Genomic DNA, 16,894 nt, shown 5'->3' with positions numbered 1-16,894 from the left:
ATATGAAAAAGCATATTAATGCATTGTTGGGATTTGTCTGTTATACAATCGGTGTGATTGCAGCAGCATATTACGGGTTGTGGAAGATGCTTGTGCTTCCGCTTCATACTCTGGCAGTTTCTTTTCTGGCAGGGGACCTGAATATCACACTGCTTGCGGTATGTGTTGTCAAAATACTTTTTTCAACAACGATGGCAGGATTGATCTGGTGCATTGGCTATATAGCCTATAATCACTTTAAAGGCACACAGGATCCGGACTGGGAAACTATGGAGAAAGAGTACATGGCAGAAAAAGAAGAGAAAGAGAGGCAGGCATCGTGATTTTACGGGTTCCGGAATATTATGAGAAATTTTCCTGCATTGCATCCCGCTGCAAGGACAGTTGCTGTGCAGGCTGGGAAATTGACATTGATGAGGATTCCTATGCATATTACAACAGTGTGGAAGGTAAATTTGGCAAAAGACTCAAAGAAAGTATGTATGAGGCCGATCCGGATGATGATGGCGGTGGATACCGTTTTAAGCTGAAAGGGAAGAAACGCTGTGCCATGCTCAATGACCATAATCTCTGTGATCTTTATACAGCACTTGGGGAAGAGGCTCTGTGTGAAGTGTGTACAGAATATCCGCGTTTTTCCCTGATTTACGGAGATGTGGAGCAGAAAGCACTGAGTCTTTCCTGCGAGGAAGTCGGACGGATTCTGTTTGAGCGGACAGAACCGGAAAAGCTGGTGGATATAGAGCTGCCCGGAAATTGCGATGACGGTGAGGACGATCCGGCATATGTTGCATTCATGGAATGGGTGCAGCAGGAGTCGGTGAATATTCTGCAGAATCGTACCCATAATATTCCGGAGCGCATGAGAGAGTTTCTGGCGTGGTGTGACCGTGTACAGACCGTGATCAATTATGCACAGGCAAAAGAGGATATGTCGGTACTGGCAGACTGGAGATACGAAGATGCCGGTCATGAACTTCGGGAGTGGGAGCAGAAAAATATTGAGGGAAAAGAGAAGCCGGTTCGTGCACTTTCTTATGAAGATTTTGAGGAACGTTTTGCGGTTTTTGCCGATATGGAAGAGCTGGATGAGGAATGGGTTCACACCAAGGAAGAATTCGAAAAGCTGTATCACAAAGATACCTATGAGGCATTTCTGACAGAATATATGCGATCATCGGATTATTCGGAACTTGGCTATGAACATCTTCTGGTTTATTTTGTGTATCGTTATCTGATGAATTCGATATATGATTATGATATTTTATCCTATGCCAAAATGATCGTGATGGCAACCCTTGTGGTACGAGATATGGATGCGGCACGTTTTTACAGAAACGGTGGCAAATTCACAATGTCTGACCGTATTGATGTAGCGCGTATTTTCTCAAAGGAAGTGGAACATTCCGAAGGAAATGCACAGGATCTGAAAGAAATGTGTATGATGGAAGAAATTGCGAAAGTGGATGCACTTTGCAGACAGATTTAAACGTTTATAACAGAGATAAAACAGGCATCTGGCGAACCCCGGATGCCTGTTTTGTATTATGCTTTATTTGTCTAACAGATCGGTATAGAAATCTGCGTAATCCTTGCGGTTGTCCTTGCAAAAATCAATGGCAGCAGATGGATGCTGGTTCAGACGTCCGGTCAGCAGATACGGAATATCATATCCCCATACGGCACCGGTTTCTTTGAGCGGCAGCATATAGTCTTCTAAGAACCGGAGTACCGGGAATACATTGTATTTCGGATTTTTCAGAAAACTCAGAAGCAGTTCCATGGCACAGTTTCCGGCACCCCGCCCCATGGACATCATGGTAGCATCTAAAAGACTGACACCGTGGGAGAGTGCTTCGATCGTGTTGGCAAAGGCAAGCTGCTGGTTATTGTGTGCATGCATACCGATGTATTTGCCGTATTTTTCTCCAAGTTCGGTGTATTTATCTGCAATCGCACGGATCTGTTCCGGGTAAAGAGCACCGTAACTGTCCACGATATAAATGCCATCGGCGCTGCTTTGACCGACCATTTCAAGTGCCTGGTCAATATCGGATTCTTTGGCATTGGAGATTGCCATGATATTACAGGTTACCTCGTAGCCCTTTGCCTTGGCATCTTCAATCATTTCGATTGCAGCAGGCATCTGGTGCACGTAAGTTGCCACACGAACCATGTCAATTACACTGTCTTTTTTGTCAATGATATCTTTTTTGTAATCGCAGCGTCCGACATCTGCCATGACGGAAATCTTCATATCGGAGTTGTTGTCACCAACGATCTCACGGATGGATTCCTCATCACAGAACTTCCACTTGCCGAATTTATTTACGTCAAACAGCTCCTTGGAAGCTTTATAACCAAACTCCATATAGTCAACGCCGGCCTTTACATTGGTGCGGTAGAGTGCGTTGATAAAGTCATCGGAGAACATAAAGTTGTTTACGAGTCCTCCGTCACGAATGGTTGCGTCCAATACACGAATATCGGAACGTGCTGTCATTAAGTCTCCTTTTTGAGCCATTTTTGTTTCCTCCTTGTGGTTCTTTGAATCTTTTACACTTTAACGCTTTGACGCGTGTGAGTATATAATAACACAATTCGATAAAAATGCAAGCAAAAACTTTACTTTTTTCCTGTCTCCTAATATAATTAAATTGGGTGAAAGCCCGAAGGAGGATAAAATGATATACTTATTAGGAACATATGAACACGCACTGGTTGCTTTTATCGGTGTTTTATTTGCTTTTGCAGCGACCTGTATTGCAATTGCAAAATTAAACGGATATCTGCCGAAGGACATGGGAAGACAGTATGCACATGATGGAGCTCTTTCCGCAGGAAAACCAAGAGGTGCGGGTATTATTTTTGTGTTGACTTTTGTTGTTTCCGCATTGTTGTTTGGCAAAATGAATAAGGAAATTATCATTTATCTGGTGCTGATCGTCATCGAAATGTTCACCGGATTCTTTGATGATGCCGCAGAAAAACCATGGGGAGAGTATTTAAAGGGAATTCTGGATCTGGCAGTGGCAGTCGTTGTAGCCATTTCCTATCTGCATTACAATTCCAGTGAGATCACCATTGCCATTACGGGAACGACCATCGTGATTCCACCGGTTGTATTTGCCATTCTGACCGTTATTCTGGTGTGGGTTTCCATCAATGTTACCAACTGTTCGGATGGTGTGGATGGATTGTCGGGAACATTGACCATTATCACGTTGATGAGTGTGTTTGTTCTTGACAATATTTTAAAAGTCAATGATTCTTTCAATTACTGTATTTTACTGTTTGCGGTATGTCTGCTGGGATATCTGTGGTATAACGCAACACCGAGCAAGCTTCTTATGGGAGATGCCGGATCACGTGCAATGGGTATTTTTATTGCCATTGCGGTATTGAAGATGCACAGCCCGTTTATGTACCTGCTGGTTGCTGCGGTACTTATCGCAGACGGTGGTCTTGGTCTGGTAAAGGTTTCACTGCTTCGGTTTTTAAAGATACATATTCTAAAGAATACCATCACACCGATTCACGACCATGTAAGAAAAAAGGGTGGGTGGTCCAATGCCCAGGTGGTATTTCGCTTTGCTATCATTCAGATTGTAATTTCACTTGCAGCAATTTATCTGGTTATGATTTAAGTTGTAGTTATAATTGGAGGCTTTATGCGTTTTGTTTCCATTGAAGATGCCAGACCGGGAATGTGTCTTGCGTATGATTTATATGATTCCATGGGACGTACCATGGTGGGAAGCGGCTGTGAACTGACGGCTTCCTATATCAATAAACTAAACGAATACGGATTTAGCGGTATCTATATCGAGGATGAACAGTCGAAAGATATCTACATCGAAGCAACAATACCGGAAAAACTGCGCCAGGAAGGGTTTAAATGTGTGCAGGAGAATGATATTGACCGTTGTGCCGAGATTGCACAACAGATTGTGGAGAATCTTTTGTCCAGGGAAAATGTGTGTCTGGATATGACGGATCTGCGCTCATACGATGATTACACATATGCACATTCGGTGAATGTTGCTGTGCTCTGCTGTGTGATCGGTATGGGGATGGGAATGAGTGAACGCGATCTGAATTATCTGGTTACAGCGGCTCTTTTGCATGATCTGGGAAAGCTTGCCATTCCAAAGGAAATACTAAACAAACCGGGCAGGCTGACACCGGATGAATACCAGCTGATGAAGACCCATTCGACCCGTTCGTACCAGCTGCTTTCGAAGCGCTGGAATATTTCGGCGCATATCAAGCAGACGGTACTTCTTCATCATGAAAATGTAGATGGAAGCGGATACCCACAGGGGCTGATGGGAGATGAACAGTCACTCTCCGTAAGAATTGTACATGTGGCGGATGTATACGACGCACTGACATCGAGACGTCCGTATAAGAAACCATATTCCCCTTATGAGGCGGTAGAGTATCTCATGGGAGCCTGTGGCATCATGTTTGACAAAAACGTTGTGGAAGTGTTTATGGAACGTGTCCCACTGTTTCCGAGAGGGACGGAGGTAAACCTGTCGGACGGACGTAAGGGACTGATCTATGAAAACAAGGGACCGCATAATCTGCGTCCGGTTCTGAATATGCCGGATGGAACCAAACTGGATCTGATGGAAAATAAAAACTTAAATGTTACGATTCTTCCACCGGAATATCTTGATACGGTTTCTCCAGATTCGGAAGAGCCGGGAAGAAAGAAGATGGTTCAGGAAACTGCCAGAAAAAAAATCATGATCGTAGATGATATGAAGACTAATCTGGATGCCATGCGTGGAATTCTCGAGGATGAGTATACCGTCATTCTCTGTAAATGCGGAAAACAGGCATTGCATTATCTGGAACACAATGAGTTTCCGGATCTGATCATTATGGATGTTGATATGCCGGAAATGAACGGAATCGAGACTACCATGAGAGCAAACAAGCTCACAGGGGGCAGGATACCGGTTCTGTTTGTCACGGCCATGTGTGATGCGCATACGGTAATGACCTGTCGGAGACTGCATGCGGCAGGATATATTGTGCGGCCATATAAAGCCATTTATATCAAATCCGAAGTAGAGCGGATATTTAGTGGTTGGAGGTAAAACGGATATGGGACTGGTTTTCCATCTGATCTGTCTTTTTTTTACACTGTTTGTATTACAAAGTTATGTCAGCAGCGGGTTTCACGCAAGGGAACACCGGCTGCTGCCGTTGGTTTTAGGGCTGATTGCATTGAACAGTTTTTATCGCATTACCTATTATGTTACGGGAGAGGCAAAGACACTTCGTATACTGACAGATTTACTGGCCATTCACATGCTGTATCTTATGATTCATTATGTGGGTGATTTTATGAAATTCCAGCTGAAACTCAGGACGGAAGTGATTTTGTTCTGCAGTCTGGTGCTGTTTAATTCCATGTTGATTATACGTGCTGCGCAGCGCGAGACGTATCAGGATGCGTTTCGGATTGCGCTGCTTTGTTATACGGGAATTCTTCTGGGGCTGGCTACTTATGTGAGAGTGAAAAGCGAGGTTTCTGTCTGGGAGGGACATGTAAATGATATGTTGTATCTTGGCATGGCACTTCCGGGAGTTGCAATGTTGTTTCGCGCAGTTACGCCGAAAGCGGAAGAATTTCTGGTGCCGGGAGCTTTTGAAATTTCCTGTCTGATTGTCTTTTATCTGATGATGACGGGCAGGTTATCCAATGTGACGAACATTATCCGGGAAAACTTTTATAATATCAGTGATATTCCTACGTTTTTGTTTGACAACAGAATGCGTTACCGGGATGCCAATGCCAGTGCCAGACGATGGTTTCCGGAAATTGTGCGGGAACTGACGGACGATCCGCAGGAGTACCCTTTTTATACCAAAATGATGCGTTGGAGCAAAGACCCGGATCAGGATTATGTGGTTCAGTGGAAAGAAAGTTATTGCAGGTGTCAGCTGCATCCGGTCTGCAGTGAAAATGTGGTGAGAGGATATATTCTTACTCTGCTCGACATCACACAGCAAAAGAAGGAAACGGTTCTGATGGAGGATCTGAAAAAGAAAGCGGAAGAACAGTCGTTTTTAAAAAGCCGTTTTCTGGCAGCGGTCAGTCATGATCTGCGCAGTCCGCTGCATGCGATTATCGGAGGTTCGGATATTTTAAAAAGGCAGAATCTTCCGGATGAGAGCAAAAACATTCTTGAATATATCCGTGTCGCGGGAAATAATCTGCTTGAACAGGTGGATACGATCCTTGCATATTCGAAGCTGGAAGCAGGAATGTTGACGCTCAAAGACAAAACATACAATTTTTATGAGATGATCGAGGAACAGGCCCGTTTTTGTCTGTTAAATATCCGGGAAAAAGATATTGTATTTACCGTGAAGTTTCTGGACCGGTTTCCGCAGCAGGTAAGCGGGGACTATTTACGTGTGGCACAGATTTTTCAGAATATTTTATCGAATGCCTGCAAGTTTACGGAACAGGGAACGATCACGCTGTCGCTTCACTGTAAAATGGAAGAAGGACAGGTATGGTTTGACGGCTGTGTGGAAGATACCGGTGTGGGAATGACAAAGGAAAAACTTGCACAGGTATTTGCGGAATATGTCTCGTTTTCCGAGGATATGGGGGTAGAGGGCTTTGGCCTGGGTCTGTCAATTGTCAGACAGCTCGTAGAAATGATGCATGGCTGGGTAAGAGCAGAGAGTGATCCGGGAAAAGGGACACGCGTATCTTTTGGATTTTATCAGAAACAGGTTCCGACTGAGATATCAGAGCCGGGAAACATCGGACAGGAAATTTTAAAAGAACAGAGTGATCCGCAGGTTGAAGAAATACAGCCGAACTGGGTTTATCCGCGGGCACGTGTCCTTCTGGTGGATGATATGGAAGCAAACAGGGTGATTTTTCAGGAACTTGCGGCTCCATGGAAGTTTATACTGGATCTGGCGGTGTCAGGAGAAGAAGCTGTACAGATGGTAAAAGAACGGGAATACCAGATGATCATTCTGGATCAGATGATGCCGGGAATGTCCGGATTTGAGACGGCGGATCAGATACAAAGATACAGTCATGCACCGCTTGTTCTTATGACAGCGGATATTTCTGACGAAGTGAGAAGCCGTTCCATCCGGCATGGATTTACCGATTTTATGCCGAAACCGATCCGGCTGCAGCGGATGAGGCAGGTTTTAGAAACCGGAATTCCGGTAAGATACAGGGAACTTCCGAATCCGGTCGATGCGTCAAAGAAGGCGAAAGCCACAGGGCAGAGGAACGCTACGGATATCCGTACGCTGGAATCTTATTGGAAAGAGGTGGAGGGTTTACTTCCGAAACTTCCGGAATATGTCCAGCGGGATCTGCATATGTTTCAGACAAAAGTTCATGGAATCAAAGGGATCAGCCGCCAGATTGGAAAAGAGGAGATTGCCCAGCAGGCAGAAATTATGGAGATGGCGGCAAAGACCGAAAACCGTGCCTTTATAAACCGGAATCTGCATATCTTCTTAGAGCAGCTGCGGGGGACGGTGAAAGAAATAAAACAGGAGACCAAAGATTTACCGGAGAGTGGTCACATACTTCGGCAGGGAAAACTCCCCATGATGGATGAAGAGCAGCGACGACTGTGCTGGAAAGGGTTAAAGTATGGATTTGATACCTATGATATTGCACAGATTGAGGAGAATATAAAGATACTTTCTGAACATGAATTACCGCCGGAAGAAAAAGAAAGGCTTCCCGTGGTAAGGGAAGCCTATGAAAATCTGGATTATGAAATCGGAAGCAAAGCCTGTATGTTTTAGACACGGCGGCGCAATAACGCATAGAATTTTTCAATATGGAAAGGTTTTCCCTGAACCGCCTGGACTTTCAGGCGGTTTTCTTCATTGAAACCTACCAGAATGTTGTGATTGGCTTCTGCCAGGTAATCCATAATACCGTCAATATCGGATTTGGTATTTTTCGGACAGTTTACATACATATGTTTGTTTGCGGTAATATGCATGGTATAAGAGATGCTGAAATGATACCAGAGCATTTTGTGGAGCGTCGAATGTTTATAGATCCACAGAATCTCCTGAATAGGCACAATGGCATTTCCATATGGTGATGTCATGATAAAATAATGTTCGGTAATAAACATATCCTCCGTTGCCAGCTGTGGAAGTGTTGCAAGTTCTTCCTCGGCCTCGGCGAGAATCTGACCCGGATGTCCGAAGACGATCAGGTTCTGGCACGGTGGGGAAAGCACCGGGAACCGGATATAGACCATACAGATCAGAAGATACAGGACGGTATAAATCATGGAACCGAAATACGCGAAGAATAAAATGCGCGTCGTGGTTAAATGATAGTCAGGCTCACTGAAATAATACGAAGACAGCTGATTGCGGATACCGGTTTCGGTCCAGTTCAGGTCAGAGGAAAGCTGGGACAAAAGTGCCAGATAAGATTCTTTTCCTTTGACGATCCGGCCGGTGACGGTCAGACGGTCGATCGTAGGGAGTCCTTCCTCACATGTATGCGGGGTAAGGAGAATGATGCTGCAATTATTTTTCTGTGTGGTGTAATAATAATATCCGCGGGTCTGTCCATAGGTTTCACAGGTATATCCGCTGAATTTCAGATCTGTGAAGGTCATGCGTACATAACGGTGATGGTTCTTGTAGGCGTCCGCAATTTTGGTATTGTCGGAAAGCTGTGCAGGCCGCAGCATGGCACCCAGTGGAAATACGATCCAGAGAACTGCAAGCAAAACCAGATATATCATTGGAGAAAAAAGTCTTCTGCGATAGAAGGCCTGAATATTTTTGGAAATATAATGTTCGTAGTTGTCAGGCATGGAAAATCCTTTCTGTATTTCAACTTATGCATTCAGTATAAAGGTTTCGGGAAGAATAATCAACCTTGCTTTTGCCATAAAAACTTGCTAAACTATGATACAAAGCAGGAGGAAAAGAATGGACGCGTATACGAGTTTTGCGCAGGTTTACGACCTGTTTATGGATAATGTGCCCTATGATGAATGGTGTGCATATATTTGTGAGACATTAAAAAAGCATGGAATTGCAGACGGACCGGTGCTGGATCTGGGATGCGGAACCGGAGAACTGACCCGGAGACTGGCTGCCTGTGGGTATGATATGACCGGTGTGGATGTTTCTGTGGATATGCTGCAGAAAGCCATGGAAAAGCAGACAGATCCGCCGATTCTTTATCTGCTGCAGGAGATGCAGACACTCGAACTGGATGGATGTGTGCGGGCAGTCTGCTGTACCTGTGACTGTGTCAATTATGTGCTTGAGCCACAGGAACTTTCCGATGCATTCCGGCGGGTTGCCGCCTGTCTGGAAAGCGGTGGAGTATTTATCTTTGATATGAATACCGCCTATAAATACGAACAGCTTCTTGGAGATCACACATTTGCGGAGAGCAGGCAGGAAGGAAGTTTTATCTGGGAAAATTATTATGACGAAGAGACCAGAATCAATGAATATGACCTGACACTGTTTATCCCGGAAGCGGGAGAGCTGTACCGCCGATATGCGGAAACACACTATCAGAGAAATTATAAGGTGGAACAGATAGTGGATTTTCTGCAGCAGGCGGGACTGGTCTGTGAAGGAATGTATGATGATTACACCGACGCCGGGGTCAAAGCCGACAGTGAGCGTATCACATTTGTTACAAGAAAAGAATAAAGGAGAAATGATACATGGCAGATTATATTGTTAGAGCAACCGCAGCAGGTGCCGCAATCCGGGCATTTGCAATTACATCGAGGGATCTGGTGGAGACCGCCAGACAGGATCACAATACGTCCCCGATCATGACGGCAGCCCTGGGACGTCTGTTGTCCGGCGGTGCGATGATGGGAACAATGTTAAAAGGGGAAAAGGATCTTCTGACCCTGCAGATTCAGTGCAGCGGTCCGGCCAGGGGACTTACCGTTACTGCGGACGCCAATGGACATGTCAAGGGATTTGTCAATAATCCGATTGTGGAACTTCCGCCAAACAAAGACGGACATTTAAATGTAGGGGGCGCGCTGGATCTCGGTATTTTGAGCGTCATCAAAGATATGGGACTAAAAGAGCCATATGTGGGACAGTGTCAGCTGCAGACAGGAGAGATTGCAGAAGATTTAACCTATTATTTTGCAACTTCCGAGCAGATTCCGTCTGCGGTAGGATTGGGTGTGCTGATGAACAAAAACAACACGGTGCGTCAGGCCGGCGGATTTATTATTCAGCTTATGCCGTTTACGAGTGACGAGATCATTGAAAAACTGGAAAAGCGTATTGCAGAGATCGATTCTGTGACTATGATGCTGGAGCGAGGATTGACACCGGAAGGAATTCTCGAAGAAATTCTCGGAGATTTCGGGTTGGAAATCACCGACAAAATTCCGGCAGCATTTGTCTGTGACTGTTCTAAGGAGCGGGTATCGCGTGCACTTTCAACGCTCAGCAAAAAAGATCTCGATGACATCATCAATGATGGGGAGAGCATCGAGGTAAAGTGCCAGTTCTGTAACAAGGCATATGAATTTTCCGTAGAGGAATTAAAGGAGTTGAGAAAGTGAGACAGGGATTTGTAAAAGCAGCTGCAGTCACACCGAAAATTAAAGTGGCAGATACAAAATACAATGCAGAACTGATTCTGGATATGATGAAAGAAAGTACCCGGCAGGGAGCAAAGATTGTAGTTTTTCCGGAACTTTGTCTGACCGGCTATACCTGTCAGGATCTGTTTTTGCAGGAACGTCTGCTGCAGGGCGCAAAGGATGCGCTGATGAAATTAGTAAAAGAGAGTGCTTCACTGGACGCCATTTTTTTCGTGGGACTTCCCTTTGAAATCCTTGGAAAATTATACAATGTGGCGGCAGTGTTTTCCCATGGAGAAGTGCTTGGACTTGTACCGAAGAGTTATCTGCCGAATTACAATGAATTTTATGAGGCGAGACATTTCGTATCCGGAGCAGAGCTTGCGACAGAGGTGGTTCTGCCGGACGGAAGCTGTGTTCCTGCGGACCGGGATCTGCTTTTTGTCTGTGAGCAGATGCCGAAACTCAGAATCGGTGTGGAACTGTGTGAGGATCTGTGGACACCGAATCCGCCGAGTATCTCCCATGCACTGGCGGGGGCGTCTGTTCTGGTGAATTTGTCGGCTTCGAATGAACTGACCGGCAAAGACAGTTACCGCAGGGAACTGGTAAGTGGCCAGTCTGCACGTCTTCTTGCGGCATATATTTATGCGTCAGCGGGAGAGGGAGAGTCTACACAGGATCTGGTGTTCTCCGGGCACAACATCATTGCGGAAAACGGACAGATTCTTGCGGAATCCAAGCGTTTTGGACATGGCATCCTGTATTCGGAGATTGATGTGGAACGTCTCTGTGCACAGCGCCGCAGAATGACAACTTTTGTCACTGAGGATCAGACACATACCGAGATTCTGTTCTCTTTAAAAATAGAAGAAACAAAACTGACGCGGTTGATTGATCCGGCACCGTTTGTGCCAACAGACAGACAGAACAGGGAAAAGCGTTGTGATGAAATTCTGATGATTCAGGCAATGGGACTAAAAAAACGTCTGGAACATACCGGAGCCAATGCTGTGGTAGGTATTTCCGGAGGACTGGATTCGACGCTGGCACTGCTGGTGACCGTGCGTGCCTTTGATCTGTGCGGGCGGGATCATAAGGGAATTACGGCCGTCACCATGCCGGGATTCGGGACAACCGACCGCACATATGACAATGCTGTCAAACTGATTCAAAGCCTTGGGGCAGAATTTGTGGAAGTGGATATCTGTCAGGCGGTAAATGTGCATTTTTCGGATATCGGACAGGACCCTTCGGTGCATGATGTGACATATGAAAATTCCCAGGCGCGGGAACGCACGCAGATTCTGATGGACATTGCGAACAAAAAAAATGCGCTTGTGATCGGAACCGGAGATCTGTCGGAACTTGCACTGGGGTGGGCAACGTACAACGGAGATCATATGTCCATGTATGCCGTGAATGCTTCTGTGCCAAAGACACTGGTCCGGCATCTGGTGCGTTATTATGCGGATACCTGTGAGGACAAGCAGCTTTCCGATACACTGTATGATGTATTGGATACACCGGTTTCTCCGGAACTTCTGCCACCGGAAGACGGAAAAATTTCACAGAAGACCGAGGATCTGGTAGGACCGTATGAACTGCATGATTTCTTCCTGTATTACATGCTGCGTCAGGGATTCTCCCCTGCAAAAATTTACCGTCTGGCAAAAATCGCATTTGCTGGAACCTATGAAGCTGCATTTATTTTAAAATGGCTGAAAACGTTCTGCCGCAGATTTTTTGCGCAGCAGTTTAAACGTTCCTGCCTTCCGGACGGCCCGAAAGTCGGATCTGTTGCTGTTTCTCCGAGAGGAGATCTGCGTATGCCGAGTGATGCATGTGCAACATTGTGGATGGAGGAACTGAATACGCTTTCTTAGAAAAATACATTTTTTATTCGAATCTTAACCGCCATTATGCTATAATGAAACATATGGATGCAAGAGATAAGGAGAAAGAAGATTCGGATGAAAAAAACATTGTATATCATAAGAGATATAGCCATTACCGTCGGGATTCAGCTGGTGTGTTTTATGGTCTGTTTGTGGATACAAAACAGTACTGTGGAAAATGCGCTGATCCCGGCAGTATCTATTTTTGGAGTCTTTCTGACTTCTGTGATCACACCGGGGTATCTGTATGGTGTGGCAGCTGCAATTCTCAGCGTTCTTGAAGTGAATTTTGCTTTCACATTTCCATTTTTTCACTTTAATTTTTCCATACCGGAGAATATGGCATCGGCAGTGATCATTATACTGATGGCTTTGATTACCTGTGGGTTTACCACCAAAATAAAGTATAATAAAATTCTCGAAGCAGAGAGAGAAAAAGAAAAAATTCGTGCAGACATATTCCGTGCGGTTTCCCATGATCTTCGGACTCCGCTTACCACGATCTATGGCTCCAGCTCGGCGCTGCTTGATCCGGATAATGATTTTACGAAGGAACAGCGGACAAAGATGCTGCAGGACATCCAGCAGGATGCACAGTGGCTTTTCCGGATGGTTGAGAACCTGCTTTCGATCACAAAACTTGACAGTGGAAAAGTAAAAATCATTAAGACACCTACGGTTTTGGATGAGCTGATTGATTCGGTGATTTTAAAGTTTCATAAAAGATATCCGGATCAGGAGGTTGAAATTGATATTCCAGATGAATTTGTGGTAATTCCCATGGATGCCATCCTGATCCAGCAGGTGTTGATCAATATTTTAGAAAACGCGGTGCAGCATGCAAAGGGAATGGTGCACCTGGGACTGAAGGTATTTCTTGTGGCGGACAAAGCCGTATTTGAAGTACAGGATGATGGATGTGGAATTCCGGAAGAAAAATTAAAATCCGTTTTTTACGGGAGTCATGAGGTATATGAGGTATCTTCCGATTGCAAACGGAGCAATGCAGGAATAGGACTGGCAGTGTGCGCAACAATTATCAAAGCGCACGGTGGAAAGATCAAGGCAGAAAATAAGAAAAATGGAGGTGCACTTTTCCGGTTTTATCTGGATATGGAGGAGAAGGAACAGGCATGAACGGAAATAAATATAAGATTTTAATTATTGAGGATGATGAACATATTAACAATCTGGTGGCTACACTTCTGGAGGCAAACGGATATCAGACATTATCGGCATATTCCTGCGAAGACGGAATGATGATGTATGCTTCTCACAGACCGGATCTCGTTGTTTTAGATCTGGGACTTCCGGATCAGGACGGAATGACTTTTTTAAAGCGGTTACGGAAAGATTCCCTGACGCCGGTGATTGTGCTTTCTGCCAGGTCAGATGAAAAAGATAAAGTGGAGGCTTTGGATATGGGAGCCAATGATTATGTTACAAAACCATTTGGCTCCAATGAATTTCTTGCGCGGATACGTTCTACGCTCCGCATGACAACACATCGCATGCAAAACGGAATGTTTCCGGGTGGAAAATTTAAGGCCTCCGGTCTGACCATTGATTACGATGCAAGAAGAGTTTTCTTGCATAAAAAAGAAGTGAAGCTGACACAGACAGAGTACAATATCATTGCAGCATTGTCGGAACATGCGGGAAAGGTTATGACATACTCAGCCATTATCAAAGAGATCTGGGGGTATAACGATGAGGGCAGCATCAAAAAACTGCAGGTCAATATGGTAAATATCCGTAAGAAGCTGGGAGCCAGACCGGGAGAAAAAAATTATATTGTAAATGAACTGGGCGTAGGGTATCGCATGTGCGAGGCGGATGAGGAAACCTTATAGTTGTAATTTAGAGGAGATAGATAATACAAAAAGAGGAAAAACGTTTTTTTCGTTTTTCCTCTTTGATTTTTTGCTTTGTTTATTTTATTATGTAAAATAAATTATAAGAGCTGAATACCATGTTCCTCGCAGGCTGCAATTGTTTCTTCCGGCCAGAGAGAACTCTGCACTTCGCCGATATGAGCTTTGCGAAGGAAGAACATACAGATACGGGACTGACCAATTCCTCCGCCGATGGTATAAGGAAGTGTTCCATCGATGATGGATTTCTGGAATGGCAGATCCTTGCGTTCCGGACAGCCGGCTTTGTCAAGCTGGGAAATCAGTGCAGTTTTGTCTACACGGATACCCATCGAAGATAATTCCAGTGCAATATCAAGAACCGGATAATAAACAAGAATATCTGCATTTAAAGCCCAGTCATCGTAATCCGGAGCACGTCCGTCGTGCGGTTCGCCGGACTCTAAGGTGTCACCGATCTGCATGATACATACAGCACCTTTTGCCTTGGTAATATAATACTCACGTTCCTTCGGTGTGTTGTCCGGGAACAGATCCTCCAGTTCCTGGGAGGTGATAAAGAAAATTTCCTTTGGAAGGATCAGATCAATGTAATCATACTGGATGGCCATATACTGTTCTGTTTTGCGAAGACACTTATATACGGTACGAACGGTCTCTTTTAAATAGTCCAGATTACGGTCTTCTTTATGAATGATTTTTTCCCAGTCCCACTGATCTACGAAAATAGAATGAATGTTGTCCGTACTTTCATCGCGGCGGATGGCATTCATATCCGTGTAGATGCCTTCTCCGACCTGAAATCCGTATTTTTTCAGGGCGTAACGTTTCCATTTTGCGAGAGAATGGACAACTTCGGCATTTTTATCGTCCTGCTCCTTAATACCGAAAGTAACCGGGCGCTCATAACCGTTTAAGTTATCATTAAGACCGGTTGCCGGGTCTACAAAAAGAGGAGCAGAAACACGTGTCAGATGCAGTCTCTGCGCCAGCAGTGCCTGAAAGAAATCTTTGACTGTCTTGATGGCAAGCTGTGTGTCATGAAGATTCAGTTCTGATTTGTATTGTTTTGGTAAAATAAGATTTTCCATGAGATCTCCTTTGTTATATTGTTACTCTGTGTTTCATTATAGCACATGAACTATGGAATTCAAGTCAAAAAGGTGTTAGAATTAGGATATGATTTTACAGAATGAAATGGAGAAAAGCAGATGAAAAAAGAAGATTTAACCGTTCCGGCAATTTTTGCGGAGGCGATAGGAATGATCCTTGGAATTGTCTATATCGGACTGCAGATCTATTATGGGATTGTCTATAAAGTTGCGCCATATAAATTTATCTGTAACATTGCAGGAGTTGTTCTGATCTATGTGGGACTCAGCCTGGTAAGCTGTCAGCCGGAAAAAATAAACCGGCTTCCGAAAGAGGTGTGTGTGGGAAAGGTGCGTAAATATTCCATCCGGATGATCCGGCTGGTAAAACTGGTGTTTATCATCGGTCTGATGGTTCCGTGTGTGGGAGATGTGATCGGGATCGAACTCAAGGACGCGTACAGTCTGCTGGTGATTGCCGCTATCCTTGTGATCACCGTGTTTTATGAGTACCGGATCATTCAGCTGCTTCGAAATGATCATCATGATCAGGGGCAGCCATAAGGCGCGCCGCTTTCTGATCGCGCCATTTCGTTCCCAGGCGGAATAAGGAAAAGCCCAAAACGAGAGAAACAATCGTAAAGAGAAAGATGATAATTCCCAGAAGATCCGTTTCTTTGAGATTGTTCAGTAGCGGTCCGATGATGGTTCCCCAGAAGTTGAACAGGATGTGGAAGAACATTGAGAAATAGATGCTTCCTCCTTTTTCACAGATCCATCCCAGTACAAGACCGAGAACAAATGCATAAATTCCCTGAATCCAGTTCATGTGAAAGATTCCGAAGAGAACCGCCTGCATCAGGTTGGCAGCCCAGAACGGAAGTGCCCGTCGGACCAGACGCATGGTGACGCCGCGGAAAACTAGTTCTTCACAGACAGGACCGAGAATTACGGCATAGATAAACATGAACAGTCCGATGTCGGAGTCTAAGCCTGCGGTTTCCATGAGTTTTTCGTACTGGCTGAGCCAGTTCGGGAAAAGAAGAGATACCGCAGAAGTCAGATAACCGGAAAAGAACTGCATGCCGGGAATCAGAAGAATGATGGATAAAAACTGCAGAGGATGAAACGTGAGGGATGGTTTTGGAAGATAATTGCCCCCACAGGAGCGATAATACCATATTCCCATGAATACGATGCAGGTTACGGTATAAATCAGCATGATGCATGCATTAAACTCCGTATTGGTCAGAAGTGTTTCGATGGTATCGGCATCAAAGCCTGTGCTCTGGGAGGCCGGACACAGAAACAGAGCTGCGATTCCGAACATAAAAAAAGAGGCCAGTATCTGTGCAGCTGTTGTTGTTAAAATTGGCAGAAAGCCGGAAAAAAAATAACCGATCTTTTTCATA

At 44.9% G+C, this 16,894-nt stretch carries 15 protein-coding genes; 11 read left to right on the top strand and 4 right to left on the bottom strand.

Going from position 1 to position 16,894, the window contains the following annotated elements; genetic code table 11:
- Positions 1–2 precede the first annotated feature (2 nt).
- Together M72_RS13465 and fliB are read left to right on the top strand one after the other, a co-directional pair.
- The gene (locus tag M72_RS13465; protein ID WP_022045993.1) at positions 3–323 is read left to right on the top strand and encodes a hypothetical protein; all 321 of its coding nucleotides are present in this window, start codon (positions 3–5) and stop codon (positions 321–323) included.
- Entirely contained in the window at positions 320–1,489 is a 1,170-nt protein-coding gene (gene fliB / locus M72_RS13460; protein ID WP_055068589.1) for a flagellin lysine-N-methylase, read from the top strand. Before M72_RS13465 ends, fliB begins: the two co-directional genes overlap by 4 nt.
- 63 nt (positions 1,490–1,552) lie before the next feature.
- On the opposite strand, the gene M72_RS13455 is transcribed toward fliB, so the two are convergent.
- A complete protein-coding gene (locus M72_RS13455) occupies positions 1,553–2,524 on the bottom strand; it encodes an aldolase catalytic domain-containing protein (RefSeq protein WP_022045995.1) in 972 nt (323 codons plus the stop codon).
- Positions 2,525–2,684: 160 nt separating this feature from the next.
- On the opposite strand from M72_RS13455, the gene M72_RS13450 reads away from it, so the two are divergent.
- From M72_RS13450 to M72_RS13440, 3 genes are read left to right on the top strand one after another with little or no spacing between them, the layout of a single operon-like run.
- Positions 2,685–3,647: an MraY family glycosyltransferase gene (locus M72_RS13450; protein ID WP_055068588.1), complete on the top strand. Its 963-nt coding sequence runs from the start codon at positions 2,685–2,687 to the stop codon at positions 3,645–3,647.
- A gap of 24 nt (positions 3,648–3,671) precedes the next feature.
- On the top strand, positions 3,672–5,111 hold the full coding sequence (locus M72_RS13445) for an HD domain-containing phosphohydrolase (protein WP_055068587.1): 1,440 nt from the start codon (positions 3,672–3,674) through the stop codon (positions 5,109–5,111).
- Positions 5,112–5,118: 7 nt separating this feature from the next.
- On the top strand, positions 5,119–7,815 hold the full coding sequence (locus tag M72_RS13440; protein WP_055068586.1) for an ATP-binding response regulator: 2,697 nt from the start codon (positions 5,119–5,121) through the stop codon (positions 7,813–7,815).
- On the opposite strand, the gene M72_RS13435 is transcribed toward M72_RS13440, so the two are convergent.
- Positions 7,812–8,783, bottom strand: a complete 972-nt coding sequence (locus M72_RS13435) for a DUF6709 family protein (RefSeq protein WP_243242746.1) — start codon at positions 8,781–8,783, stop codon at positions 7,812–7,814. The two genes, M72_RS13440 and M72_RS13435, sit on opposite strands and share 4 nt — an antisense overlap.
- A gap of 190 nt (positions 8,784–8,973) precedes the next feature.
- Between M72_RS13435 and M72_RS13430 the strand changes: the two genes are divergently transcribed.
- From M72_RS13430 to M72_RS13410, 5 genes are all read left to right on the top strand, one after another.
- The gene (locus M72_RS13430; protein ID WP_055068584.1) at positions 8,974–9,714 is read left to right on the top strand and encodes a class I SAM-dependent DNA methyltransferase; all 741 of its coding nucleotides are present in this window, start codon (positions 8,974–8,976) and stop codon (positions 9,712–9,714) included.
- A gap of 14 nt (positions 9,715–9,728) precedes the next feature.
- Positions 9,729–10,598, top strand: a complete 870-nt coding sequence (gene hslO, locus M72_RS13425) for an Hsp33 family molecular chaperone HslO (RefSeq protein ID WP_055068583.1) — start codon at positions 9,729–9,731, stop codon at positions 10,596–10,598.
- Positions 10,595–12,505 (top strand): NAD(+) synthase, encoded by a 1,911-nt coding sequence (locus tag M72_RS13420; protein WP_055068582.1) that lies wholly within the window; start codon positions 10,595–10,597, stop codon positions 12,503–12,505. The genes hslO and M72_RS13420 overlap by 4 nt, the downstream gene beginning before the upstream one ends.
- A gap of 87 nt (positions 12,506–12,592) precedes the next feature.
- Positions 12,593–13,654: a sensor histidine kinase gene (locus tag M72_RS13415; protein ID WP_055068581.1), complete on the top strand. Its 1,062-nt coding sequence runs from the start codon at positions 12,593–12,595 to the stop codon at positions 13,652–13,654.
- On the top strand, positions 13,651–14,370 hold the full coding sequence (locus tag M72_RS13410; RefSeq protein WP_055068580.1) for a response regulator transcription factor: 720 nt from the start codon (positions 13,651–13,653) through the stop codon (positions 14,368–14,370). Before M72_RS13415 ends, M72_RS13410 begins: the two co-directional genes overlap by 4 nt.
- A gap of 101 nt (positions 14,371–14,471) precedes the next feature.
- Here the strand turns inward: M72_RS13410 and asnA are convergent, their stop codons facing one another.
- Positions 14,472–15,482, bottom strand: coding sequence for an aspartate--ammonia ligase (gene asnA, locus M72_RS13405; RefSeq protein WP_022046005.1), 1,011 nt, complete (start codon positions 15,480–15,482; stop codon positions 14,472–14,474).
- 120 nt (positions 15,483–15,602) lie between these two features.
- On the opposite strand from asnA, the gene M72_RS13400 reads away from it, so the two are divergent.
- The gene (locus M72_RS13400; RefSeq protein ID WP_055068579.1) at positions 15,603–16,046 is read left to right on the top strand and encodes a hypothetical protein; all 444 of its coding nucleotides are present in this window, start codon (positions 15,603–15,605) and stop codon (positions 16,044–16,046) included.
- On the opposite strand, the gene M72_RS13395 is transcribed toward M72_RS13400, so the two are convergent.
- Positions 16,000–16,893, bottom strand: a complete 894-nt coding sequence (locus M72_RS13395) for a CPBP family intramembrane glutamic endopeptidase (protein WP_022046007.1) — start codon at positions 16,891–16,893, stop codon at positions 16,000–16,002. The two genes, M72_RS13400 and M72_RS13395, sit on opposite strands and share 47 nt — an antisense overlap.
- Position 16,894 lies beyond the last annotated feature (1 nt).

The organism is Roseburia faecis (genome assembly GCF_001406815.1).
Lineage (GTDB): Bacteria > Bacillota > Clostridia > Lachnospirales > Lachnospiraceae > Roseburia > Roseburia faecis.
Note: the sequence above shows the minus strand (reverse complement) of the source record. Positions and strands in the feature narration are given on the sequence as shown.